This window comes from Ureibacillus sp. FSL W7-1570, assembly GCF_038593265.1.
GTDB lineage: Bacteria > Bacillota > Bacilli > Bacillales_A > Planococcaceae > Ureibacillus > Ureibacillus suwonensis.
Map to the genome: position 1 here is coordinate 430,645 of NZ_CP151979.1, position 26,671 is coordinate 457,315.

The window sequence follows — 26,671 nt, forward strand, 5'->3', positions numbered from 1 at the left end:
TCCTTAATATTCTCCCAATTTAAAGTAAAACATATTCCATATTTATGTATCAATAGGCAAAAAAAGCTAATTGCTGTGATAAAAATCACAACAATTGGCTCAAAAAATGTTATATATTTTAACCCCTTTTTTAAATAAATTCCCCTATTTTTTGAAGCGATTAATATACCCCTTCAGCAACCATACCGTTTGCGACTTTAATGAATCCCGCGATATTTGCACCAACCATTAAATTGCCTGGAGAACCGTATTTTTCAGCGCATTCTTTGCTTGTTCTGTAGATTTCTTTCATAATATCATGGAGTTTTGCATCCACTTTATCAAAAGACCAGTAAGTGCGGCTGGAGTTTTGCGCCATTTCTAAAGCGGAAGTTGCAACACCGCCCGCGTTGGCAGCTTTTGCAGGTCCGAATAATACACCATTTGCCAAATATTCATTGATGGCTTCCGGAGTTGAAGGCATGTTTGCCCCTTCTGCAACCACTTTTACGCCATTAGCGATCAAAGTTTTTGCAGATTCGCCGTCGATTTCATTTTGAGTTGCACAAGGCAATGCGATATCGCAAGGAATTGTCCAAATGCCTTTGCAGCCTTCTGTATAAGTTGCGTTTGGACGATATTCAAGATATTTTTTAATACGTTCGCCTTTTACTTCTTTAATTTCTTTGACTGCATTCAAATCGATGCCTTCTGGATCGTAAATGTAACCGTTGGAATCAGAACATGCAACAACTTTTGCTCCGAAATGTTGGGCTTTTTCGATAGCGTAGATTGCAACGTTACCAGAACCGGAAACAACAACTGTTTTGTCTAAGAATGATTCGTTTTGGTCGCGCAACATTTCTTCCACGAAGTATACTAAACCGTAGCCAGTCGCCTCTTTACGAGCTAAAGAACCGCCGTAACCAGGTTGTTTACCAGTTAACACACCTGCTTCGTGCATTGCTTTGATGCGTTTGTATTGGCCCCATAAATAACCGATTTCGCGTGCACCTACACCGATATCTCCGGCAGGAACATCGACATCAGGACCGATATGACGGTATAATTCAGTCATAAATGCTTGGCAGAAACGCATAATTTCCGCATCGGATTTTCCTTTAGGGTCAAAGTCGGAACCGCCTTTTGCACCACCGATTGGCTGTCCTGTCAATGCGTTTTTGAAAATTTGTTCAAAGGCTAAGAATTTCATGATGGATTCGTTTACGGATGGATGGAAACGGAGTCCGCCTTTGTATGGTCCAATTACATTATTGAATTGAACACGATAACCTTTGTTTACATGAACACGGTTTTGATCATCTTGCCAAGTTACGCGGAAGCTGATAATGCGATCCGGTTCAACGATTCTTGAAAGGATGTTGTGTTCGATGTATTCAGGATGTTGTTCAAATACCGGAACCAATGTGGAGAATACTTCTTCTACTGCTTGTAAAAACTCTGGTTGATAATCATATTTATTTTTGAGTTGGTTATAAACAGAATCGATGTACTCTTTTGCATTCGCTTTATTTTTTACAGTTGTTGTCATTGTTTGTTTTCCCCCTTAGAAATCTTATGAGAAAATGTTATTACGATTTTTCAAACAATTCAATCACCATTTTTTGTACTAAGGAAAATAAAATGTTAAATTATGTAAAATAAAATTATATTTAAATAATATTTATTCCTAAATATTAGTAAAGGGGATGGTGTGTATAATTTCCGTTCTAATTGATGCCGATGCCTGCCCAGTCCTTGATATTGCTGTGTTTGTTTCATCTCAATATGAGATAAAACCATTCTTGTTTTGCGATACTTCCCATCAAATAGAAATGGAGAATGCAATAACAATTCAAGTATCGGAAGGGCGGGATTCCGTTGATTTTGCGATAGTGAATGCGGTTTCAAAATACGATATTGTGATCACACAAGATTACGGTTTGGCTGCCATGTGTTTGGCAAAAGGTGCCTTTGTTTTAAACCAAAATGGAAAAGAATTTACAGATGAAAACATTGATCAAATGCTCTTTTTTAGGCATGAAAATGCAAAATTTCGTCGTTCGGGCGGAAAAATGAAGGGACCCAAAAAACGAACAGAGAAAAATAATTTGGACTTTGAAATAAAATTTCGACAAATTTGTGAACGGGCGCTTTTGGCGAAAAAGGAGGATGAAAATGCCTGACTTACCACGCAATCTTTCGGAAAATGAACAGTTGATGTTGGACAAAATGAAAAAATCTCAACCTGTATTATGGATAAACCCGAACAAAACGGATCAATTGCCACAAAATCATTCCTTTACTTTTCAGCATGTTCTTGAAGCGGAAAAACGCCTGAAAAGATTCAGCCGATATATACAGGTAGTGTTTCCCGAAACTCAAAAATTACAAGGGATCATTGAATCAAAAATAATTGAAATACCGAATATGAAGCCATTTATTGAGAAGAATGCAAATAAGAAGCTTTTGGGCAAGCTTCTATTAAAATGCGATCATGAATTGGCGGTTTCCGGTTCAATCAAAGCGCGCGGGGGCATTTATGAAGTATTGAAATATGCGGAACAATGCGCCATCCAACACGGATTCATAAAAGAAACGGATGATTACTCCCAATTTGCCGGCGAAGAGTTTCAGAAGCTTTTCAGCCGATATAAAATTGCGGTCGGATCAACGGGCAATTTAGGGTTAAGCATTGGAATCATGGCCGCAAAATTGGGTTTTCAAGTGACTGTGCATATGTCCAAGGACGCAAAAGAATGGAAAAAGAATTTGCTTCGGGAAAAGGGTGTCCAAGTGATTGAATATGAGTCCGATTATAGTTTGGCCGTGGAAGAAGGAAGAAAGCAGGCCGAAAAAGATCCGATGTGCCATTTTGTGGATGATGAAAACTCCATCGATTTGTTCAGCGGATATGCTGTGGCCGCCCTTCGATTGAAAAAACAGCTGGAGGATTTAAAAATCCCGGTAGATCAAGAGCATCCTTTATTTGTCTATTTGCCTTGCGGAGTCGGCGGCGGACCTGGGGGAGTGGCATATGGATTAAAAGCTTTGTATAAAGGACATGTCCATATTTTCTTTGGGGAACCGACCGAGTCTCCATGCATGCTGTTAGGGATGATGACAGGGTTGCATGACCAAATATCCGTTGATGACATCGGATTAACGAACCGTACGGAAGCGGACGGGTTGGCGGTTGGCCGTCCGTCGAAGTTTGTCGGGAAATTGATGGAACCGATTTTAAGCGGATGTTATACAGTGGAAGATGCATTTTTATTTGAAAGTTTGAAGGAAATGGTCCGGAGAGAGGGGATTTTTATGGAACCTTCGAGCCATGCAAGTGTATTCGGACCTATTCAATTGTTGAAGGAAGGCAAAGACTATTTGAAGGAACAGGGATTAATCGAGCGTTTCGATCAAGCCACCCACATTTTGTGGGGGACAGGCGGCAATATGGTACCGCAAGAACAGAGGGACTCATATTTAAATAAAACATTGCGGTAACGAAAGAATTTTATGCATGCAAACAGTTTCAGGAGTGATGGCAATTATGGGGTTCCGATTCCGAAAAAGTATTAAATTGGCTCCAGGTGTGAGGTTAAATGTCGGGAAAAAGGGTGTCGGCGTTTCTGTCGGCGGGAAAGGGGCGCGGATTAGTTCGAGCAGCCGCGGGACAACGTTTAGTGCGGGAATCCCCGGAAGCGGCTTGTCTTATCAAAAACAACTCACTTCCCGTTCCAAAACATCCCGGACAAACTACCAAAAAATTTTAAAAGAACAACAAAAACTTCAAGAACAGGAGAAAGCGAAAGAGATAGTCGGCATGTATGAAACGCTTATTCAATCCCTGACGAATCTCCATGAACGCGTTTCTTCCCCGATCAATTGGCATGAAATTGCATCTTCCAACCCTCCCTTTGACATTCATAGCGAAGAGGGCCCTACGGTAAAAGCATTGAAACAGAAGGCGGATCAGTTTTCGCCTTCTTGGAGGGATAAATTGTTCAATAGGGTGGAAGCGCGGAAGAAAGCCATTTTGGCAGATATCGAACTTGCCAAATTGGAAGATGAAAAGATATATAAAACTTGGGAGAATGACAAAAGATTGGCGGAAAAAGTTCTGGAGCATCAAAAGGATGCTTGGCAGGCCGTCATCACCAAATATGCTCCTTTTGAAGAGATTGAGGAACTCGGAAGCAAAGTCCGGTTTGAATTTGAAGGTCTTCGTGCTGTTGTGAAATTGGATATATTAAATCGTACGGTTGTTCCCGTCAATGTTCTGTCTTTAACAAAAACGGGGAAGCTCTCTGAACGGAAAATGGCAAAGGGAAAATATCTTCAACTATATCAAGATTATGTATGCAGTTGTACATTAAAAATCGCCAGAGAGTTTTTTCATTTATTGCCGGTCGATGAAGTGTTGATCCATGTATACGATAAGTCCCTTTCGGAGGAATCCAAGACATATGGATGCATTTTATCTGTCTTTTTCCCTGGAAATGAATTCCGACACTTGGATTTTACCGATATCGATTGTTCAGAGACCATTGAAAAATTCCCGCATCATATGCGGTTTTTAAAAACGAAGGGCTTTCAGTTTGTGGAGGAATTGAATGTATGAAAAAGTGGATCTGGTTTTTTTTGGCAATTATAGCTTTGCTGCTGTCATTGATCCAACCGGTATTGGCGATCGGATTAGGAATTGCCGTTTGGGGGCTTTATGAATGGAAGGTGAACAAACAATTAAAAGTTCATTCAAAAATGCCTCCCGTTATCTTCATTATTGGATTGGCTGTTGCAATGATAGGGCTGGCCAATATGGATGGGCAAGAAGAAACCGTTAAGACAGACGTGGCTTCCGAAGAAAGGAACACTGAAAAAACGGAAGATGTGGAACTTGAAAACCATAAGGAAGAAAAGGAAACACTTCCGGAAGAACAAAAAGTGAATAAAGAGGTTGGGAAGGGGACAGTTGGACAGGATAGGGAAAAGCTTTTGCAAAACTTGGGTCTAGAAGCGGCTACCGTATCAAGGGTGGTAGATGGAGATACAATCGAACTTTCTGATGGCAGCAAAGTTCGATTAATAGGCGTCAACACCCCTGAATCCACTACCCGTACGGAACCTTACGGGAAAGAAGCGAACAATTATACGAAATCAAAATTGGAAGGGAAAAAAGTATACTTGCAAAAAGACGTTTCAGAAACGGACAGATATGGCAGGCTTTTGAGAATCGTTTGGTTGGACATTCCGACTGATTTGATGGATGAAAATGAAATCCGGGCAAAAATGTTTAATGCGGATCTTGTATTAAATGGCTATGCAGAACCATCCACTTATCCGCCTGATGTAACCTATGCCGAATATTTTAGAAAATTCGCCAGAGAAGCGCGGGAAAAGGGAACGGGGTTATGGTCTTATGGTCCGGAAGGGACGACGAAGGGGGACTTTGATGAGCAATCGGGTGGCTCTTCAACATCGTCTTCCGGTTCATCAAGCGGAACATCTGAACAGAAGTCGGATAGAGGCGCAACATCAGGGGGAACAGAAAATTTCAAAAACTGTACCGAATTGAGAAAAGTTTATCCGGATGGTGTTCCGGCAGGCCATCCTGCTTATCAGAGCAAATTCGACCGGGACCATGACAATTACGCCTGCGAAAGATGATGCAATAGTTTGGAAGAAGAGGGAATGATGAATGGGTCATTTTTCATTCACTCATTCTCTTTTTTGAAAACGGGTGTAAAGCGGGAAATCCAATCAGGGATGGACATTCCGCCAGTAGGATTGTCGAAGATTCCGCTAAAAAATTTCGGCTTATCCTCAAGTGTAAATCAGCATTTCACTTAAGGATAAGCCGTATTTTCATTCTGCCAAAATTTCTTTTACCGTTTCTTCCACTTCGCTGCGGCTCACTTTTTCCTTGCCATCTTTCAAAGCATCCAATGTTTTATGGGCAAGGGCAAGAGGTAAGCGGCAGAACAACAGAATGGAACGTTTCGATATATCATCCATATATTGATCGGCTTTTTGCAAATTTTCCTCGGTATATCGGAATAAATCTTCCCTCGTCCATCCTTGGGGGATGAAGCTTACGCCGCGTGTTTCCATATCTTCGTGTTGATTGCGCAAAATATTGACCGCTTGCAAGCCCCTGCCGTATCCGATTGCCAAATCGCGGTCCGTTTTGACTTGACTGTCCCATTCCCATAAATCTGAAAGCATGACACCGACAAGTCCTGCAACGTAATATGTATAATCGTCCAAATCTTCCTTTGTCCGGACTTGCCAGTTGGCTTTTGCCCATTTCGCCATACCAAAGGCCATTTCGCTGGCGGCATCACAGACGATTTTTTTGGATCCCGCGGGCAATAAAGAAATCCAGTCATTCATGCGCATCGTCACTTCAGGCATGTACTGCTTCACAGGTTCCAATAGTTGCAAATAACGTTCATTATCAAAAGGTTCTTCCTTTAACAACCCGCTTACTTCCATTAAAAGAAAATGTTTCGTTTCGTTTGTCACCTCCGGATGCTCGTTATCTTCAATTTCATCCAAAGCGCGCATAATCAAATAAGCATTCGCCACAGCCGTTTTCAAATCTTTCTTTAAAAAAGTAATCGGTATATAAAAGGTGCGACTCGTTTCTTTCAGTACTCTCATGGCATCTTTTTCGAGTGCTTTCATGTTCATATGACAAATAATCCTCCGATCATTACCCTTTCTATTTATCCTACATTAATTTTTTCAAAAAGAAAAACAAAACCTCTGAAATTATTATGGACAAGAAAAAGTTATTATTTTCATCCTTTGATTAATAAACACCGGAAATATTTTTGTGTAAATTTGCGTGTTTTTCTTTCAACTTTCCGATACAATGGGAGGGGATAGATTGATAGAAAAAAGGTGGATTCACTTGTGAGAAAGGAAACTTATATTTTTTTGGATATTGAGGCGGCTTTAGTCCGCGGAAAACAGCACATCATTGAAATAGGGGCGGTGAAATGGCTGCCGAATGATGAGGTTGAGTTTTTCTCGGAATTGATTCAGCCGTATAAATTAAAAAAATTGAGCAATAAAATACAGCAATTAACGGGCATCCAAACGGAAGATTTATTATCGGCCCCTTCCTTCAAACAAGTCATCAACCGGTTCAAGGAATGGTGCCAAGGGAATGCCATCTTCGTTACCTTTGGCGAATTTGACAGGAAAATTTTAGAAGAAGAACTTTTCCGCAATCGAATCCAACGGCGTTTTATATATCCAATGGTCGATTTTCAACAAAAATATATGATTGAGAATCAAATCAAGGTGCAACCGAGTTTGAACGAATTGATGGAAAAATTCGATATTGTTTCGGTTCAACAGCACCGGGCACTGGATGATGCAAAGACATTATTTCAAATTTTTAAATCTGTAGACGGCCATGAAGTCATTGAAAGACAAAAGACGAACCAATTTGCTGTATATTTGAGTGAGGTCCATCACGGCGAGAATGCAGCCGAGGTATATTTAACATATATCACCGGTGAAATTTTCCCTTCAAAAATCCACATCCATTCAATGGATACCATTCATAAGTCTTTATCGTATATAAAAAAAGAACGGGAATTCGTTCAAGAAGACGGCAGTGTTATCAAGACGGATTATGTTGAAGTTCTGCCAAACGCAGAATTGGCCGAATATTTACGGAAAGTGGCCGAAGATATTGAAAATAAAGTGTTGATCACCCGTTCCGGTTTAAAACAAATTTCCCGCATCAACCGCCTGCATCAATGTGTCATGCCGAAAACGGAAGTGATGACATTGCAAAATTTGTTGATGGATGCCGAGGCGTTGAGCCAGTTTACAATCAATGGGCAGCCATTGGATACATATGAAAAATCTTTATGTAAATTATTATTCAGATATAAGCACAGACTAATCAAAGAATTCAAAAGAAGAAATTTGTTTGCAAGAGAAGGGGTAAAAGTTTAATTTTATCCACAAAAATTATATAATTTTACTATCATTCTTTTTTGTTTTGAATTTTAATAAAATTGTAAAAAAATATTGCAATAAAAAATTAATCCAGTTAAAGTGTAGAGAGGGAATCAATAAAGGAGAAAGTCTATGAGGAATACAATAGGAATTGATGCAGGCGGCACTTTAACGAAAGTAGCATTCTTGGACGATCATAATGAATTCCATTTTAAAGCGTTCCCATCAAAAGATTTGTCATTGGTGAAAGAATGGATTGAATCCCTTCCTGAAATTGAGGAAATCGGAATTACCGGCGGCAGAACCGAACAGCTTTTATCCAAGTTGAAGACCAATAAATCCATCGACTATGTAGTGGAATTTGATGCGACAATCAAAGGGGTAAAATACTTATTAAAAAAAGAAGGCCATAATATTCAAAAAAGCATCATTACAAATGTAGGAACAGGCACAAGCATTCATTATATGGAAAATGAAAATCATGTGCGCGTCGGTGGGACAGGCATTGGCGGCGGCACATTGACCGGCCTTTCCACCATCATTACAGGACTTACGGATTTCAGGGAAATTACAAAAATCGCAAAACAGGGGAAACGGGAATTCATTGATTTGTTTGTAAAGGATATTTTCGAAGGAATGGAACCTCCAATCGAGGGACATTTGACGGCAAGCAATTTTGGAAAGGTGAATATATTAAATCACAATTCGTATCCGATTCCTGACTTGCTTGCAACCATCCAAGCTTTGGTCGGGGAAGTGATTACGACTTTAAGCATCCAATATGCGGATATGAAAAAATCCGAAACCATCATTTACATTGGTTCCACATTGGCGGATAACGACCATTTAAAAGAAGTGATCGCCAATTACACCATTTTGAAAAAGCATACGCCCATCTTCTTGAATGATTGCGGATTTTCCGGAGCAATCGGGGCTCTATTGAATAAAGTTGAACAAAGAAAATTGCTTGAAGATAAAAAGAGGTTGGGACAAAACCCCCTCTAAAATGGAAACAGCCCATGAAATTTTGGAATAAAATTTCATGGGCTGTTCTTCATTTTTTCAATAAAAATAAGGACATCTTCTGTTAAAATTTAAGTATCCAACCCCAAAAATTTTAACGAAAGAAGTGTCCTTATGTTTAAATATTATAACATGAATCAATTAGTTTTGCCTTTAGATTTAGAAATAAAATTACAAGAAAATGATATTGCCTTCCACATCCACCATTTAGTTGAAAGTATTCCAGATGAAGCCTTCCAGCCGTTTCTTCGAAATACAGGTTGTCCTGCTTATCATCCACGCATGATGCTAAAAATTATTTTGTGTGCCTATTCGCAGTCTGTCTTTTCAGGTCGAAAAATTGAAGCGCTATTAAAGGACAGTATACGAATGATGTGGTTGGCACAAGGATATGAACCAAGTTATCGGACGATCAATCGTTTTCGTGTGCATCCGGAAGTAAAAGAATTAATTCGTCAATGTTTTGTCCAATTCCGTTGCCAACTGGTGGAAGAAAAGTTAATCGATCAAGAAGCCATTTTTATCGATGGTACGAAGATTGAAGCGAATGCCAATAAATTTACTTTCGTATGGAAGAAATCCATTGAAAAATACAACCAAAGCTTAATTGAAAAATCCAATCAGCTCTACAACGAACTGTTAGAGAAGGAAATCATCCCTGAAATGGAGCGGGAAAATGAGGGAGAACTGTCCGTTGAAGAACTCGCTCAAATGGTGCAACAAGTCGATGAAGTGATTACGGAATATGACCAAAAGATAGAAGCATCGCCCGATGCCACAGAACGAAAAGCATTAAGAAGCGAACGGAAATATCCGAAGCGAGTGTACAAACAGTTGATTGACTTGATTTTACGTAAACAAAAGTATCAAAAAGACTTCGAAATCTTGGGTGAACGGAATAGTTATTCCAAAACAGACTTAGATGCGACGTTCATGCGAATGAAAGACGACTATATGAAAAACGGTCAATTGAAGGCTGGATACAACGTACAAATCGCAACAGAAGGTCAATACGCACTAGCTTATAGCATCTTTCCAAATCCTACTGATACACGTACATTAATTCCGTTCTTGAATAAGATAGAAAAGGATTATTTTCCGTTGCCAAAGTATATTGTCGCAGATGCTGGTTATGGTAGTGAACAAAACTATGAAGACATCCTTTCGAATCGAAAATGTGAGGCACTCATTCCATATACCATGTATGAGAAAGAACAAAAGAAGAAATATAAACAAAATCCATTTCATCCAGACAATTGGATGTACGACGAAGAAAGTGATACCTACATTTGTCCAAATCAGCAGCGAGTAACCTTCCGTTATCGTTCTGTACGTACAGATAAGACTGGTTTCAAACGAGAATTGAAAATCTATGAATGTGAAAACTGTTCAGGATGTCCATTTCGTTCATCATGCACAAAAGCAAAGGAAGGCAATCACCGAAAGGTCATGGTGAATGAAAAATGGGAACAACAAAAAGAATATGTAAGAGCGAAGCTTTCAGAAGAAAAAGCTGGTTCTATTTTCCGTCAACGTAAAATAGACGTAGAACCAGTTTTTGGATTCTTGAAGGCTAATTTGCGTTTCACTCGATTTTCCGTTCGAGGAAAATCGAAAGTGGAAAATGAAATGGGCATTGCCTTAATGGCCGTGAATTTACGGAAATACACGGCCAACAAAGATCAACTGACCAAAAATAATGGAGAGAAATGGAAAAAGGAGAATTTGAGTTGGCTCAAATTCTCCTTTTTCCTATTTTGAAGCTAGTTTTGTCCCAGCCTCTTATTTTTTATATTAAATTGTTTAAATCCCTTTTCGGATTGCTTGGCGCGCCAGCATATCAGCCGCTTTATTTTGTTGTTCCGGAATCCATTTGATAAAAAACAGCTCAAATTCTTCGATCAGTTTCAATGCGGTTTCCAAATACGGTTTGAACAGTTCGTTTTTCACATATTGCTTTTCAACGGAACTTACCACAATTTTCGAGTCGGAACGGATCGAGACGAAAGACGTTCCCAGTTTTTTCGCTTCTTCCAATCCGCGAATCAAGGCGATAAATTCCGCAATATGGTTGTTTGAATCGCCTATAAACTCTCCGATTTGAATGGAATGTCCTTCCCCTCTGATAAACAAACCGATTCCGCTCGGACCGGGATTTCCGCTGCTGGCACCATCGATGTAGACTTCTAACATATTCCCCCCATATTTCTTACATAAAATTATTTTCTAATCTTATTATAGCGCAAATATAGAAAATCAGTGAAAGGGAACGATTATGGATTTCAATTTTTTGGCCATCGATAATTATTTTTTGATCAAGTGAGATTTTTTCAACGTCAATTCCGTTTTATTAAGTGAAGAGGAAAAGGAGGAATAACATGGATGAGGACGTTCGTTATGTACGCCAAATCTTGGCAGGGAATAAGAGGGCATATATCCACATCATTGACCGATATAAAAATCCTCTCTATGCCACGATTTTACGGATGACAAAAAATCCGCAAACGGCGGAAGATCTTTTGCAGGAAATATTTTTTAAAGTATATGAACGATTGCCCAAATTTGATCAAAAAGGTTCCTTTAAAAGTTGGCTGTATCGTATTGCCATCAATCACTGTATCGATCAGCTCCGAAAAAAACAACCACAGACGGAACAAATTGAAGAGGCGGTCCTACATAGCAACGAAACACCGGAAGTAGTTTTATTGCAAACCGAGAAAAGCAGGGAATTGGAGAAAATGGTTTCAATATTGCCGGATGATGAACGGACCATTCTGCTTTTGCGTTACGCCAACGAACTCAGTTACGCCGAAATCAGCGAAACATTGGGCATCTCCCTGATAGATGTCCGCAATAAGTTATACCGCGCAAAGAAAAAGTTGCGGAAAAATGTTCAAGAAGGAGGGTATTCGTATGGTGTGTCCGAAAGAGGATAAACTGCTCGATTACGTTGAAGGGATTCTTGATGAGGGTGAAAAAGCAATTCTGGAACGGCACCTTCATTCTTGTCCGTATTGCCAACAACAACTGGAATTTCTGAATAAAGAAAATGAATTGTTGGCACAAACGTTAAAGTTTCCAACGCTGCCCGAAGATTTCGCAGAAAAAATCGTGGACCAGTTGGAACCGTATAAATCGAAAAAGAAACGTCGTTTACCATGGATACTTGGTACGGCGGCAAGCGCACTCATTGCAGGGGGAATTTTGCTGTCAGTGAATCCCGGGTTTGCCAAACTTGTAGGGGGAATCTTTACGAGCGACAGTGTGGATGAAGGGTTGCGGATGGCTGCTGATACCGATATTGCCACACCGGTTAATCAATCTGTAACCGATGCAGGGATTACATTGGAAGTGGAAGATTTAATCGCGGATACTACAAGAATCGCCCTTTCATATCGTGTGACAAACAATCATGGGAAAACGTTGAATCCATTTATCGACTTTGGACCTGAATCCATAAAATTATTGGATGAAGAGAATAAAGAAATCGAAGACATTTCGATCAGCTGGGCGCTTCATGATGATGATTACGGGATATTCGAACTTTCATTAGCAGATATTGAACATTTTGCTAAGGGAATGATCCGGTTAGATGTCGATCATCTTGCAGGGAAAGATGGACATTGGCAAATCGATATTCCGGTCGATTTATCATCCGCATACGGACATCAAAAAGTGGTTGAACTGAATGAATCGATTGAAATTGAAGATGTAAGAATCAATTTCAATCAAGTGAAATATGCGACATCATCCACAGAAATTGATTATACATTGGAATACACGGAAGATGCTAAAAAACGATTACAGCAACAATTGATGGCAAAAGAAAAACAATTCGGCAAAGAAATCATCGATCCGTTCTTCCCGTACTCCCCAATGATTGGTTTCCGCATTGAAAATAGCGGAGGGGAAGTGCTCGGATATGAAAACATTTATGCGGATGAGAACCGGGGACACCCTGTTTCGGAAAATGTGATTGGCGGCAGAGGCTTTTGGGATGGAAATCCCCGTGATTTAGTATCGGTCAATAACATCGATTCGTTTGTGCCGAAAAAGAATGCCGATGACGAGTTATTTATTGTGGTAGACACACTTTATCGCCCGACCGTTTCTGATTTTTCCATCACTTTCAAACCGGAGGAATTGCCGAAAACTTTCGAGTATAATGGATATGAATTAACGATTGATTCCATTAAAGAAAAAACGGAAATTTCATTGGAAAAATCTTGGCTGCCAGTCCAAAGACATAAGACGGTTGAAATCAAAATGTCCGGTTTTGCCATACAAAAAGCGCCGGAATTGCGATTATGGGCGATTGTGGATAAAAGTGGAAAAGTATATGCCGTGAATAACACCGGCAATTCCGTATTCGATGAAAGAGATCAGCATGGCCGCTTCAAATGTGCAATTGAACTTTCAACTGAGGAGATGGAAGAGATTCCAGATGAATTGACGCTTCACCTCATCGCTGAAAGGGAAGTGATTCCGCTTCAAACGGAATGGCGGGTTCCATTATCTAAATAAGCTCTTCTTTGCAGAAGTTCCAGTGGTCATCCATTTGGGACTTCTGTTTTATTATTCCCCTTTTTATTTCGGGTATTGAATCGGCATTTTGTGAAATACTTTGCATGGATTGTTTTATTGCGCAATAATTCATATTTATAATGAAGAAATGATGAAAAGTGCTTTGACAAATAAAAAATCCCGATAGTAAAATATAGAAACTAATAAAAGGGGGAACGGGTTTTGTGAACAAGAGTGCAGTGATTAAAGATATAGATGAATTGATTGATACCTTTTGTATAGATTGTCCCATCAAAAAAGAATTGCGGCAGACCCGGGGAAAAGCGGGAGCCCACCGCTTTTGTATAGAACAATGCAGTGTGGGGGAGCAATTAAAATTTTTGGGAAACGAGTTATTGAAAATGCAAGAGAAAGATTAAAATAGAACTTTAGTACCCTTTCTGTTTGATTTTTTGATAAAATAATGATACCATTATCAATGTAATATTAATACTCGCGGATATGATACAGTGGATTTCTACTAAAGCATATTGCGTGGGCATTAATTTACACGGTTGGTTACCATAGCTGAGCAGCTTCCGAACAGGGGCTGCTTTTTAATTATCATTGATTCTTTTGGTGAAATTGTTTTTTAAAATAGAAAATTTTCGATTTTAATAATGAAAATTGATATAAAGTTCAGTAAACTTAAGCTATAACGACAGATAAAATGATAGGTGATAGCTGTGAAGACATTGAATGGAAAAAAAGTGCTCATTACAAGCGGAGGAACCCTCGAAAAATGGGATCGGGTCCGCGGACATACCAATCTTTCAAAAGGAACGATGGGCTGCTTTTTGGCTGAAACGGCATATTCCATGGGAGCGGATGTGATCTATTTGCACGGCTATTTCACAAAGCTTCCTGAACATAAAGAATCCATGCGTTTAGTATGTTTTGAAGGTATTGAAGATTTGGGGGAAAAAATGAAAGAAATTCTCCAAAAGGAAAAAATCGATATCGTGATTATGGCAGCAGCAGGTTCTGATTGGATTGTGGACAAGGTTTATGATCAAAGCGGGAATTTATTGACGGAAAAAGGAAAAATGCCTTCCGATGAACCTCCGATCATCCATTTTAAAAAAGCGCCTAAAATTTTAGGGAAAATTAAAGGCTGGGATCCGGAAGTGCTCTTGGTCGGTTTTAAACTGGAAGCAACGGAGGATGTCGGCTATTTGATACAACGGGCAAAACTGCGGATGAAAGAATCCCAAGCGGACTTCATGGTGGCAAATAGTTCCCAATCCTTATACGGCGATGTCCAGCATTATATCGTCCCTTCCGATGGGGACCTCATTGAAGTTCAAGGAAAAGAACAAACGGCAAGAAAATTAATGGAAATTTTGGCTGAAAAAGTATAAAATTTAATGATATTGGAAGACTAGTCCCACTAGTCTTTTATTTTATCCAACAATAAATCATTTAAATATGTTTAATAGGGATTGGAGGATGGGTGGCATGTCACTTCAAAGTGTCAAAGAACATTTGAAAAAGTTTAACCGTGAACAAGATATATTGGAATATGATCAAATCAGTGCAACGGTGGACCAGGCTGCGGCCGCATTGAACGTTATTCCTGCAAGGATTGCCAAAACGTTGTCATTCAAAGATAAGGAAGGCAATGCTTTTCTCGTCGTGGCAGCAGGCGATGCAAAAATTGATAATAAAAAATTCAAATCCACATTTGGCGTAAAAGCGAAAATGTTGAGCGCGGAAGAAGTGGAACATTTCACTGGGCATGTAATCGGGGGAGTTTGTCCTTTTGGGTTGGCCCATGATTTGGATGTCTATTTGGATGTTTCGTTAAAGCGTTTTTCAACGGTGTTCCCTGCGTGCGGCAGCATCAATTCAGCGATTGAATTAACATGTGATGAGTTGTTTGAATATTCATACGCCAAAGATTGGGTGGATGTCGGAAAAGATTGGGATGCATCATTGACCGATATTGGCGAAATTGCGGCAACATCTGAAGTTTAATGGGGGATGAATATGTATTGGCTTGATCATATTGTTCATTTTGTTAAAGAGCCAAAATCCATGGCGGAAAAAACGAGAGAGCTTGGCCTTCATACGGTGGAAGGCGGAAAGCATGAAATGTGGGGAACGTATAATGCCCTCTGTTATTTCGGGTTATCCTACATCGAATTTATTGGCGTCTTTGATAAAGAACTGTTGGAACAATCTGCGAAAATTCCTTTCACTCTGCATGCGTCATACAAAAAACGGAACGAACAGGTTGGACTTACGCGGATTGCTTTAAGAACAAATTCCATCGAAGAAGACGCGGTAAAATTGCGGGAAAGAGGATATGAAGTAATTGGGCCGGATTCTTTTTCAAGGGTTCGGCCGGATGGAAGCGTACTGACTTGGAAATTATTGCATTTCGGAAAAAAAGATTCACCTTTTGAATTTCCCTTTCTCATCCAGTGGGATGGTTCCGACGAGGAACGTTACAATGATTTAGCAAAGAATGGAACTATTCAAAAACATCCGATCGGTGAAGTATCAATCAAGGAAATCTCTTTTACGGTCACTGATTTAAAGTGGGCGGAAGAGTGGGCCGATTTATTTCAGCATGAAATCGTGGAAAGCACGCCGGCATACATAAAACTGAAAGCGCCAAATTGCCATTTCAGCTTCAATTTGGGCCGGAAAAATGAAATCGACGAAGTGACAATCGGCGGTGCAAAAGAAGAAAAGCAAGTGGTATTGGAGAAAGGAAAATATTTATTTGTTCGTTAAATCAATTAAAGGAAAATGCCTCCTAGATGAAGAAATATCTTCTTATAGGAGGTATTTTTTATGATAACCAATATTTTTGCTTCAATTCTTGTTTTGATCGTACTAGGTTTTTTCACTTTTGCCGGTGTTTTTATGGCATTGTTGATAGGAAACTTTGAGTGGATCCCATTCATGATCATATCAGCCCTTATTCTTTATTTGCTCTTTTTGGCCTTTTTGTTCCGCTTTTTCAAAACAAAGAAAAGGGTTCTGTGGTTTATCGGGATTTCTTTTGTTGCCCTTGCGGCCGGTTCTGTATGGCCGATTTACGAAAAATATATAGACAGCATTCCAACCGTTTCATCAGAAGTGGATATATTTGAATATATGCCTTTCGAGGAAGATTCGAAAGTGGTCTCTTTGGATGAGGAAGCATCCCTTCAGTTGACGGAACCGTTGCCGGTCATGGATGGAGCAACGGCATTGTATCCTTTGTATTCCGCCATAGCCCAAGCGACGTATCCAAAGAAAACTTACGATCCTTATAACAGTGAAGTGATGGTTAATACGACGCCGGAAGCTTATGAAAATCTGATCAACGGAAAAGTGGATTTGATTTTTGTCAATGAACCATCCAAAAATCAACTGCAACGGGCGAAAGCAAAAGGTGTCGAATTGCAATTGACCCCTATTGGAAAAGAAGCTTTTGTCTTTTTCGTAAATCAAAAAAATGAAGTGGATGGGCTGACACTGCAAGAGATAAAAGATATCTATTCAGGAAAAATTACCAACTGGAAAGAAGTTGGAGGAAAAAATGAGCCGATTCGTGCTTACCAACGGCCGGAAGACAGCGGATCCCAAACGGCGTTACAGTCGCTAATGGGGGATACGCCGATCATGGACCCGCCAAGGGAAAATGTCGCCAGCGGAATGGGAGAAATCATCAATGAGGTCGCCCAATACCGAAATTTTGAAAACGCCATCGGTTATACGTTTCGATATTATTCACAAGAAATGGTGGGGAATAAGGAAATCAAGTTATTGTCCGTTGACGGAGTGCCACCGACAAAAGAAACGATCCGCAGCGGAGAGTATCCGATTACCGGAGAATTTTATATTGTTACCGCGGGAACGGATAATCCAAATGTGCAAAAATTGATTGATTGGGTTTTATCTCCTCAAGGTCAAAAATTGATTGAAAAAGTGGGATATGTACCGATTCAGGAGGATTGAATGACGTGATAGCGGATTGGGAGAAGAAAAACTCTCTCTGGTCCGCTTTTTTGAAGCCTTGAGGAAAATGGGATGCAGGCCATCTCCATTCGGATCAATAGGCATTGGAATCCTTTATTCGGTTTTGATCGTTTGATGCGATCGAAACCGGATAAAGGATTTTTTTAAAAAATTTTGATAAAAAATAGATTAACCTATTGTCAAAAAATTTATACAATATATTAGTGTATATTAATATAATATAGATAAAGTTATGTTCATGCAGCAATCTGAGATATAAAGGTGAGATCTATGGCAAATATGGAAAAAGATAATTTGGGTTTGGCAAAAACGTTTATTCAGCAATTCTCTACCGCTTTAGATTTACAAAAAATTACGGATATGGATGCATTTTATAAAATTTTGGCTCCTCTTCTATATGCCATGAATCAATGGGCTGATATGACCATTATCAGCCGGGATGGCACAATCCTTTATGCAAATGAAGAATATTGTAAGCGCTTAAAATATGATCAAAATGAAATTATTGGGCTAAATGTCCGAACTTTTCATGCCGGATTTGAATCAAAGCACCTTTTCGACGAGATATGGGAAACGGTGAAATCCGGCCGCACCTGGAGGGGTGAAATGCAGCATAAAACAAAGGATGACAGCATCTTTTGGACTTCCACTATTATTGTGCCTTTTAAAGACGACAAAGGGAAACTGAAGTATATGATTGGATTCCATACGGATATTACTGAAATAAAGCAGCTTGAATCAAAAGGGAAATCGAATTTTATTCGAACATTGCAAAATCTCCAATATGGTTTTTTCAAAGTGCGAAAAGAGCAGGATGGTTCAATGAAATATACCATGTCAGAAGGAAGATTAATGGTTGAATTGGGGGGAAATACAGAGCGGATATTAATGAAAACACCTTTTGAAGTATTTGAACCGGACATTGCTGAACTGAAGCATACAATGTACATAAAAGCCTTTGAAGGGGAGAAAGTAAACTTTGAATTGGAGTTGAATGGCAAGCTGATTTACGTGGATTTAGATCCAATTATACATAACGGTGCGGTTATGGAAGTGTTTGGCACAATTTATGATTTTTCGGAATTTCGTGATGTACAGAAGCAGCTGAAAGTGAATGAAGAACGCTATCAATCTTTAATCCATTATAGCCATGAATATATTACGACCATCAATAAAGACGGGATTATCGTCGATATGAACCCGAAAACGATGGAGTTGATCGGCGTAAAGGAAGATATGTTCGGAAAATTGGGGTTGATTGAAGCCACCGTAGAAGAAGATCGGCCGATAATTGCGGAGTATTTTAACAAAGCGATCCGGGGAGAAGTGCAATTTTTTGAACATGAAGTGAAAAATAACGGACAACGGAGATTTTTAAATGTCACTTTGGTGCCAATCGTGGTGGATAATGAAATCGAAGGAGTCTATTCAATCGGCAAAGATATTACAGAACAAAAGCTTGTGCAAGAACAGAACGCCTATTTGGCCCATCATGATGAATTAACCGGGTTATATAATCGCCGTTGGATGGGAAAACAAATTCAGGAAACTTTGAAACTGGCGAAAGAAAACAATCAAAAGTTTGCAATTTTATCGTTGGATTTGGACCGCTTTAAATTTATCAATGATACGTTGGGGCATTTTGTGGGCGATGAACTGCTGCAGCAAATTGCGGAAAGGTTCCAACAGAATCTTCATAAAGACATATTTTTTGTAGCCCGGATGGGTGGGGACGAATTTATGATACTCTGTCCGAATATAGAATCGGAAGAGGAAGTGACTGAAACTGCCCAAAATATTTTGGACAGTTTAAAGCAGCCTTTTTATGTGCAGGGGTTTGAATTATTCGTAACCGCAAGTATCGGAATCGTTTTTCCATCCAATGATACGGATGTGACGAAGTTGATGAAAAGTGTGGATATTGCACTTTACAAGGCAAAAGAACTTGGCCGGAATATGTATCAAGTCTTTGATCGTTCGATGAACAAGGCTCATTATAAATCATTTATATTGGAGAGGGATTTAAGAAAAGCCATTATGAATGATGAGTTGGTGGCTTATTTCCAACCGAGGGTGGATGCAAAAAACAGGAAGATTGTCGGAGCGGAATCATTGATTCGCTGGAATCATCCGAAATACGGTTTATTACCGCCGGGTCAATTTATTCCGATTGCGGAAGAAACGGGCTTGATCGATTCCATTGGCGATTGGATGATGAAAAGGGTATGTGAACAGTTAGCATCCTGGAGAAAAGAGGGATTTTCGCTCATTCCCATCAGTGTAAACATCACGTCCAAACGTTTTATTCAACAAGACTTCGCCGAAAGCATCCGAGAGTTATTAAACCGATTTGAATTGGAAGGAAAGTGGCTGGAAATCGAAATAACTGAAAACTCCATCATGCGCAACGAGGCAGTTGTACAAAAAACATTAAAGGAATTAAAAGAAATGGGCGTGCGGGTTTTCATTGATGATTTTGGGTCGGGTTATTCTTCATTTAATTATTTAAAAACTTTTAAAATCGATGGTGTAAAAATTGATCAAACCTTTATCCGCAATATATCCAACCATCCGGAAAATGCAAGTATCACATCAGCGATGATCAAAGTAGCACACCAGTTAAACTTGGAAGTGATTGCGGAAGGGGTGGAAACGGAAGAGGAATTAAATTTCCTGTTAAATGAAAATTGCCGCTATATACAAGGATATTATTTCGGCAGACCATGTCAGATTGAAGAATTCGAAAACATCTATTTGCAAAAGAAAATAAACATGATTTGAAAAACAAATTTTCATCCCGAATAATCATTGGGCTGTCTCAAATGGCAGCCCTATTTTTTGGAAGTTTACAAATACATATTGAATATTGCCAATTGAGGAAATTTGATATACTTATGGGGCATTTTTCTGGAATAATAGTATAATGGTGCTTGGATGTTTCAAAACAGATCAGCATCATAAAACATACGCTGGTGCAAATAATAATGTTCGTAGTAAAAAGGAATCATAAAGAATCACTGATGATGTCCGACAATAACAAAAAGAAAATTCGCATTATTATCATCGATCAGAAAGAGGAATTAGTATGACAATCACGAAACCTTTAACCGACTTAGAAATTGCTTACAACGCAGAAATAAAACCGATAACGGAAATTGCAAAAAGCGCAAATATTCCTGAAGATGCCCTTGAGCAATATGGACGCTATAAAGGAAAAATCGATCCGAATAAAATCCCAGGGGAGCCGAATGGAAAAGTGGTGCTGGTTACAGCAACCAATCCGACGCCGGCCGGAGAAGGGAAAACGACCGTTACGATAGGGCTAGCCGATGCTTTAAAACAATTAAATCAAAAAGTTGTGGTAGCCCTTCGCGAACCATCATTAGGTCCCGTTTTCGGATTGAAAGGCGGGGCAACCGGCGGCGGTTATGCCCAAGTGCTCCCGATGGAACAAATCAATCTGCATTTCAATGGAGACTTCCATGCGATTACAACGGCCAATAATCTGATTGCAGCCATCATTGATAACCATATCCACCAAGGCAATCAATTGAACATTGACCCAAGACGGATCATTTGGAAACGGGTTTTGGACATGAATGACCGTGCCCTTAGAAAAGTGGTGGTTGGGCTTGGAGGGCCGGCCCAAGGTGTGCCAAGGGAAGATGGCTTTGATATTACCGTCGCCTCCGAGATTATGGCAGTGTTTTGTTTGGCAACAAGCCTTGAAGATTTAAAAGAACGTTTATCCAATATTATGATCGGATACACCTATGACCGAAAGCCCGTTTATGTGAAAGATTTGGGCATTGAAGGGGCATTGACCCTCATTTTGAAAGAAGCATTCAATCCAAATATCGTGCAAACGATCGAAGGGACACCTGCCCTTGTTCATGGCGGCCCTTTTGCAAACATCGCCCACGGCTGCAATTCCCTCATTGCAACACAAACGGCACGCAAACTTGCGGATATCGTGGTCACGGAAGCCGGTTTTGGGGCGGATTTGGGTGCCGAAAAATTCATGGACATCAAAGCGAGAATAGGCAATTTCCATCCTGATGCGGTAGTCATTGTGACAACCATCCGCGCATTAAAAATGCATGGCGGGGTGGAAAAGGCGGAGTTAACAAAGGGAAATGTTTCCGCTCTATTGCAAGGAATTTCAAACCTGGAACGTCATGTGGAAACGGTGAGAAATTTCGGCATTGAACCGATTGTAGCTGTAAACCGCTTTATCACAGATACGGAGGAAGAAATTCAGGCACTTTTGGAATGGGCAAAAAGAAATCATGTCCGGATGGCAAGAACGAATGTATGGGAAGAAGGCGGAAAAGGTGGAATCGACCTTGCCAAACAGGTGCTTGAGGTGTTGGATGAACCAAAACAATATGCTCCGTTATACGATTTATCCGATTCCGTGGAACAAAAGATTGCAACGATTGTTCAAAAAGTATACGGCGGTACGGGTGTCGTATTTACCGATCAAGCGAAAAAGCAGTTGAAAGTGATTGAGGAAAATGGTTGGGATCACCTGCCAATCTGCATGGCAAAAACCCAATATTCACTAACGGACAACCCAAAATTGCTTGGCCGTCCAAAAGAATTTGCGATTACTGTGAGAGAAATCATCCCGAAATTGGGGGCAGGGTTCTTAGTTTGTTTGACAGGTGAGATTATGACCATGCCAGGTTTGCCAAAAACACCTGCAGCACTAAATATGGACGTTGATGAAAAAGGAAATGCCATCGGGCTGTTTTAATATGGGAGAGGCTGGGACAAAACCCCCTCTAAAATGGAAACAGCTCATGAAATTTTGGAATGAAATTTCATGAGCTGTTCTTCATTTTTTCAATAAAAAATAAGGACCTCTTCTGTTAAAATTAAGTTACCACCAAAACTAACAGAAAGAAGGGTCCTTATGTTCAAATATTATAACATGAATCAATTAGTTTTGCCTCTAGATTTAGAAATAAAATTACAAGAAAATGATATTGCCTTCCACATTCACCATTTAGTTGAAAGTATTCCAGATGAAGCCTTCCAGCCGTTTCTTCGAAATACAGGTTGTCCTGCTTATCATCCACGCATGATGCTAAAAATTATTTTGTGTGCCTATTCGCAGTCTGTCTTTTCAGGTCGAAAAATTGAAGCGCTATTAAAGGACAGTATACGAATGATGTGGTTGGCACAAGGATATGAACCAAGTTATCGGACGATCAATCGTTTTCGTGTGCATCCGGAAGTAAAAGAATTAATTCGTCAATGTTTTGTCCAATTCCGTTGCCAACTGGTGGAAGAAAAGTTAATCGATCAAGAAGCCATTTTTATCGATGGTACGAAGATTGAAGCGAATGCCAATAAATTTACTTTCGTATGGAAGAAATCCATTGAAAAATACAACCAAAACTTAATTGAAAAGTCCAATCAGTTATACAACGAACTATTAGAAAAAGAAATCATCCCTGAAATGGAGCGGGAAAATGAGGGAGAACTGTCCGTTGAAGAACTCGCTCAAATGGTGCAACAAGTCGATGAAGTCATTAAGGAATATGACCAAAAGATAGAAACATCGCCCGATGCCACAGAACGAAAAGCATTAAGAAGCGAACGGAAATATCCAAAACAAGCGTACAAACAATTAATAGACTTCATTCTACGAAAACAAAAATACCAAAAAGACTTGGACATCTTGGGGGAACGGAACAGTTATTCCAAAACAGACTTAGATGCGACGTTCATGCGAATGAAAGACGACTATATGAAAAACGGTCAATTGAAAGCTGGATACAACGTACAAATCGCAACAGAAGGTCAATACGCACTAGCTTATAGCATCTTTCCAAATCCTACTGATACACGTACATTAATTCCGTTCTTGAATAAGATAGAAAAGGATTATTTTCCGTTGCCAAAGTATATTGTCGCAGATGCTGGTTATGGTAGTGAACAAAACTATGAAGACATCCTTTCGAATCGAAAATGTGAGGCACTCATTCCATATACCATGTATGAGAAAGAACAAAAGAAGAAATATAAACAAAATCCATTTCATCCAGACAATTGGATGTACGACGAAGAAAGTGATACCTACATTTGTCCAAATCAGCAGCGAGTAACCTTCCGTTATCGTTCTGTACGTACAGATAAGACTGGTTTCAAACGAGAATTGAAAATCTATGAATGTGAAAACTGTTCAGGATGTCCATTTCGTTCATCATGCACAAAAGCAAAGGAAGGCAATCACCGAAAGGTCATGGTGAATGAAAAATGGGAACAACAAAAAGAATATGTAAGAGCGAAGCTTTCAGAAGAAAAAGCTGGTTCTATTTTCCGTCAACGTAAAATAGACGTAGAACCAGTTTTTGGATTCTTGAAGGCTAATTTGCGTTTCACTCGATTTTCCGTTCGAGGAAAATCGAAAGTGGAAAATGAAATGGGCATTGCCTTAATGGCCGTGAATTTACGAAAATACACGGCCAACAAAGATCAACTAACCAAAAATAATGGGGATAAATGGAAAAAGGAGAATTTGAGTTGGCTCAAATTCTCCTTTTTCCTATCTAGAAGCTAGTTTTGTCCCAGCCCCTATTTAATTCGGGCAACTCCTGAAATTAAATTGTTGAAGAAAAAAATGTCCCATCCGCGGCATCAGTGTAAATGATTCGATTGAAAAATTGCCATTTCGTTACAAAATATTGAACATTTTGTGAACTGTCATAATTGGTATAGCCTAAATGGATGAAAAGTGACATACTATAAAAGATTATTTCACCACTTGAATGAAAGAAATACTATTAGTAATGTGTAACCGATTACACATTTTTTCGGAGTAAGAATATGTAACCGATTACATATTTCATTAGCCCAAATGTGTAACCGGTACCACAATTTGCGGCGGGTGATTAGATGGCAACAATCCATGATGTAGCAAGAAGGGCCAATGTTTCTGTTGCAACTGTTTCCAGATACATCAACCAAAATGGGTATGTCGGAAAAAAATCAAAAGAAGCGATCGAGCGGGCAATCAAAGAGTTGAATTTCGTCCCAAATAATGTGGCGCGGACACTTTCAACCAAAAAATCAAATTTGATTGGATTAATCATTCCGGATATCAAAAACCCATTCTTCCCGGAACTTGCCCGCGCGGTTGAAGATACCGCTTACCGATTCGGCTATACCGTCATATTATGCAATTCGGATGAAGACCCTTTAAAAGAAAAACATTATTTGAAAGTGCTGACACAAGAATATGTGGCAGGCATCATCATCACTTCCACCGATGAAGGAATCAGCAGGGAAACGGATATTCCGATTGTTGCATTGGACCGTGCCCCAAAAACGGATATTCCATCTGTAACGACAAACAATAAGCTTGGGGCCGAATTGGCGGGCCGTTTTATGCTGGAGTGCGGAGCATCTGAACTGCTCATTTTAAAAGGGCCGAATCAATTGACTTCATCCGAAGAAAGGCTGGAAGGTTTTTTAAAAGCCGTTGAGGGAAAAAATATAAAAATACATGTTGTCGATAGTCCTTATGAATTGCATGATGCAGAAAACATAACATATGAATTTTTGCAGAAACATCCTAGCGTCGATGGAATTTTTGGGAGCAGTGATGTTTCGGCGATCGGTGCGCTGAAAGCCTGCGAAAAATTGGGGAAAAAAGTGCCGGATGAATTGCAAATCATTGGTTTTGACGGCATACAGCTTGGAAATTATACTACGCCGAGTTTAACAACGGTGGCACAAAAAATTTACCAATTGGGGGAAACAGCAACAGAATTGCTGATCAATGAAATTGAAGGAAAAAGCTTGGAGGAAAAAAATATTTTGATTAATCCGGAATTGGTTGTGCGTGAAACGACCCGAAAGGAGTTCAAACAATGATAACTGTAGTCGGAAGCATCAATATGGATTTAGCTGTCGAAACGGATATTTTCCCAAGACAAGGTGAAACGGTGCAAGGGAAACGGTTTTCAACAATTCCAGGCGGCAAAGGGGCAAACCAGGCCGTTGCGGCAGCAAGACTGGGCAGCCGGGTACGCATGATTGGAGCAGTTGGAAATGACAGTTTTGGGAAAGAACTTTACGACAATCTGAAAAATGAAAAAGTCGATGTGTCCGGAGTGGTAACAACAACGAATTCAACCGGAATTGCCAATATCTTGTTACATAATCGCGATAATCGCATCATCGTCATACCTGGGGCGAATTATGATTTAAGCAAAGAAATCATTGATGAACATATTCATCACATTCTGGAAAGTCAACTGGTGATGATGCAATTGGAAATTCCGGTAGAAACGATTGAACATGTGTTGACAATTTGTCAGGAAAAGCACATCCCCGTTTTGTTGAATCCGGCGCCAGCGAAAAACTTCAGGAAAGAATGGATGGATCAAATCACTTATTTGACACCCAATGAAACAGAATGTGAATTCATCTTTGGTGCCGATTGGGAAACGGTATTAAAAGAGCATCCGAATAAAATCATTGTCACATTGGGCAGTGAAGGCGCGGCATTTTACGATGGCAAAAAAATTGTGCGAATCTCCGGATATAAAACGGATGCCGTTGATACAACGGGAGCAGGGGATACGTTCAATGGCGCTTTTGCCCATGCGATTTGCAGCGGAAATACCATCGAAGAAGCGGTACAATTTGCCAATATTGCCGCATCCCTTTCCGTGGAAAAGTTTGGGGCCCAAGGCGGCATGCCAAAGTTGGATGAAGTATTAGCACGCTTAGGAGGACATGAACGTTGAAAAAACATGGAATTTTAAATAGAGAATTGGCCGGCCGGTTTGCCAAATTGGGACATACCGACCGGATCGTCATCGCCGATTGCGGTTTGCCGATACCGGATGGCGTGCCTTGCATCGATTTATCTTATAAATTGGGGGAACCGGGTTTCCTTTCCATCTTGGAAGTAGTGCTTGATGATTTGGTGGTCGAAAGTGCGGTACTTGCGGATGAAATCCAAATGGAGAATAGAGGGCTTTCAAATGAATTAATGAAAGCACTTCCAAATATTTCTTATGTTCCCCATGAGGAATTCAAACGGTTGACAGAAAAAGCGAAATTCATCATACGCACTGGCGAAACGACGCCTTATGCCAATGTCATTTTGCAATGCGGTGTGATTTTTTAA

The 26,671-nt window shown here is 39.8% G+C and carries 23 protein-coding genes; 20 read left to right on the forward strand and 3 right to left on the reverse strand.

Going from position 1 to position 26,671, the window contains the following annotated elements:
- Positions 1-160: 160 nt before the first annotated feature.
- Positions 161-1,531 carry an NADP-specific glutamate dehydrogenase gene (gdhA, locus tag NST13_RS02145; protein WP_342469635.1) on the reverse strand — a complete coding sequence of 457 codons (1,371 nt, stop codon included), beginning with the start codon at positions 1,529-1,531 and terminating at the stop codon, positions 161-163.
- A gap of 157 nt (positions 1,532-1,688) precedes the next feature.
- On the opposite strand from gdhA, the gene NST13_RS02150 reads away from it, so the two are divergent.
- From NST13_RS02150 to NST13_RS02165, 4 genes are read left to right on the forward strand one after another with little or no spacing between them, the layout of a single operon-like run.
- The gene (locus tag NST13_RS02150; protein WP_342581284.1) at positions 1,689-2,165 is read left to right on the forward strand and encodes a YaiI/YqxD family protein; all 477 of its coding nucleotides are present in this window, start codon (positions 1,689-1,691) and stop codon (positions 2,163-2,165) included.
- Positions 2,158-3,483, forward strand: a complete 1,326-nt coding sequence (locus NST13_RS02155) for a D-serine ammonia-lyase (protein WP_342469633.1) — start codon at positions 2,158-2,160, stop codon at positions 3,481-3,483. Before NST13_RS02150 ends, NST13_RS02155 begins: the two co-directional genes overlap by 8 nt.
- Before the next feature lie 37 nt (positions 3,484-3,520).
- Complete coding sequence (locus tag NST13_RS02160; protein WP_342581285.1) at positions 3,521-4,600, forward strand: DUF4236 domain-containing protein; 1,080 nt, start codon at positions 3,521-3,523, stop codon at positions 4,598-4,600.
- The gene (locus tag NST13_RS02165; RefSeq protein WP_342581286.1) at positions 4,597-5,646 is read left to right on the forward strand and encodes a thermonuclease family protein; all 1,050 of its coding nucleotides are present in this window, start codon (positions 4,597-4,599) and stop codon (positions 5,644-5,646) included. Before NST13_RS02160 ends, NST13_RS02165 begins: the two co-directional genes overlap by 4 nt.
- A 198-nt stretch (positions 5,647-5,844) precedes the next feature.
- On the opposite strand, the gene NST13_RS02170 is transcribed toward NST13_RS02165, so the two are convergent.
- Positions 5,845-6,672, reverse strand: coding sequence for a phytoene/squalene synthase family protein (locus NST13_RS02170; RefSeq protein ID WP_342581287.1), 828 nt, complete (start codon positions 6,670-6,672; stop codon positions 5,845-5,847).
- A gap of 225 nt (positions 6,673-6,897) precedes the next feature.
- Between NST13_RS02170 and NST13_RS02175 the strand changes: the two genes are divergently transcribed.
- The 3 genes from NST13_RS02175 to NST13_RS02185 all read left to right on the forward strand — a co-directional run bounded on the left by NST13_RS02175 (position 6,898) and on the right by NST13_RS02185 (position 10,743).
- A complete protein-coding gene (locus NST13_RS02175) occupies positions 6,898-7,956 on the forward strand; it encodes a 3'-5' exonuclease (RefSeq protein ID WP_342581288.1) in 1,059 nt (352 codons plus the stop codon).
- A 135-nt stretch (positions 7,957-8,091) separates the two neighbouring features.
- Positions 8,092-8,964 carry a type II pantothenate kinase gene (gene coaW / locus NST13_RS02180; protein WP_342581289.1) on the forward strand — a complete coding sequence of 291 codons (873 nt, stop codon included), beginning with the start codon at positions 8,092-8,094 and terminating at the stop codon, positions 8,962-8,964.
- Between the two features lie 132 nt (positions 8,965-9,096).
- Positions 9,097-10,743: an IS1182 family transposase gene (locus tag NST13_RS02185; RefSeq protein WP_342468967.1), complete on the forward strand. Its 1,647-nt coding sequence runs from the start codon at positions 9,097-9,099 to the stop codon at positions 10,741-10,743.
- Positions 10,744-10,785: 42 nt separating this feature from the next.
- On the opposite strand, the gene NST13_RS02190 is transcribed toward NST13_RS02185, so the two are convergent.
- Positions 10,786-11,175, reverse strand: coding sequence for a ribonuclease HI family protein (locus NST13_RS02190; protein WP_342469627.1), 390 nt, complete (start codon positions 11,173-11,175; stop codon positions 10,786-10,788).
- 185 nt (positions 11,176-11,360) lie between these two features.
- On the opposite strand from NST13_RS02190, the gene NST13_RS02195 reads away from it, so the two are divergent.
- From NST13_RS02195 to rbsD, 13 genes are all read left to right on the forward strand, one after another.
- Complete coding sequence (locus NST13_RS02195; protein ID WP_342581290.1) at positions 11,361-11,918, forward strand: RNA polymerase sigma factor; 558 nt, start codon at positions 11,361-11,363, stop codon at positions 11,916-11,918.
- Complete coding sequence (locus NST13_RS02200; protein ID WP_342581291.1) at positions 11,896-13,506, forward strand: DUF4179 domain-containing protein; 1,611 nt, start codon at positions 11,896-11,898, stop codon at positions 13,504-13,506. Before NST13_RS02195 ends, NST13_RS02200 begins: the two co-directional genes overlap by 23 nt.
- Positions 13,507-13,730: 224 nt before the next feature.
- On the forward strand, positions 13,731-13,925 hold the full coding sequence (locus tag NST13_RS02205; RefSeq protein WP_342469618.1) for a zinc-finger domain-containing protein: 195 nt from the start codon (positions 13,731-13,733) through the stop codon (positions 13,923-13,925).
- A gap of 306 nt (positions 13,926-14,231) precedes the next feature.
- Positions 14,232-14,906 (forward strand): phosphopantothenoylcysteine decarboxylase, encoded by a 675-nt coding sequence (locus NST13_RS02210; RefSeq protein WP_342469617.1) that lies wholly within the window; start codon positions 14,232-14,234, stop codon positions 14,904-14,906.
- Positions 14,907-15,003: 97 nt separating this feature from the next.
- Positions 15,004-15,522 (forward strand): YbaK/EbsC family protein, encoded by a 519-nt coding sequence (locus tag NST13_RS02215; protein ID WP_342469616.1) that lies wholly within the window; start codon positions 15,004-15,006, stop codon positions 15,520-15,522.
- 12 nt (positions 15,523-15,534) lie between these two features.
- Positions 15,535-16,287, forward strand: a complete 753-nt coding sequence (locus tag NST13_RS02220; RefSeq protein ID WP_342581292.1) for a VOC family protein — start codon at positions 15,535-15,537, stop codon at positions 16,285-16,287.
- Between the two features lie 60 nt (positions 16,288-16,347).
- Entirely contained in the window at positions 16,348-17,499 is a 1,152-nt protein-coding gene (locus NST13_RS02225) for a PstS family phosphate ABC transporter substrate-binding protein (RefSeq protein WP_342469614.1), read from the forward strand.
- Between the two features lie 291 nt (positions 17,500-17,790).
- Positions 17,791-20,301, forward strand: coding sequence for an EAL domain-containing protein (locus NST13_RS02230; RefSeq protein WP_342581293.1), 2,511 nt, complete (start codon positions 17,791-17,793; stop codon positions 20,299-20,301).
- 304 nt (positions 20,302-20,605) lie between these two features.
- Positions 20,606-22,279: a formate--tetrahydrofolate ligase gene (locus NST13_RS02235; RefSeq protein WP_342581294.1), complete on the forward strand. Its 1,674-nt coding sequence runs from the start codon at positions 20,606-20,608 to the stop codon at positions 22,277-22,279.
- A gap of 159 nt (positions 22,280-22,438) precedes the next feature.
- A complete protein-coding gene (locus tag NST13_RS02240; RefSeq protein ID WP_342580685.1) occupies positions 22,439-24,091 on the forward strand; it encodes an IS1182 family transposase in 1,653 nt (550 codons plus the stop codon).
- 335 nt (positions 24,092-24,426) lie between these two features.
- Entirely contained in the window at positions 24,427-25,407 is a 981-nt protein-coding gene (locus NST13_RS02245; protein ID WP_342581295.1) for a LacI family DNA-binding transcriptional regulator, read from the forward strand.
- Positions 25,404-26,285 carry a ribokinase gene (gene rbsK, locus NST13_RS02250; protein WP_342469610.1) on the forward strand — a complete coding sequence of 294 codons (882 nt, stop codon included), beginning with the start codon at positions 25,404-25,406 and terminating at the stop codon, positions 26,283-26,285. Before NST13_RS02245 ends, rbsK begins: the two co-directional genes overlap by 4 nt.
- Complete coding sequence (gene rbsD, locus NST13_RS02255) at positions 26,282-26,671, forward strand: D-ribose pyranase (protein WP_342581296.1); 390 nt, start codon at positions 26,282-26,284, stop codon at positions 26,669-26,671. Before rbsK ends, rbsD begins: the two co-directional genes overlap by 4 nt.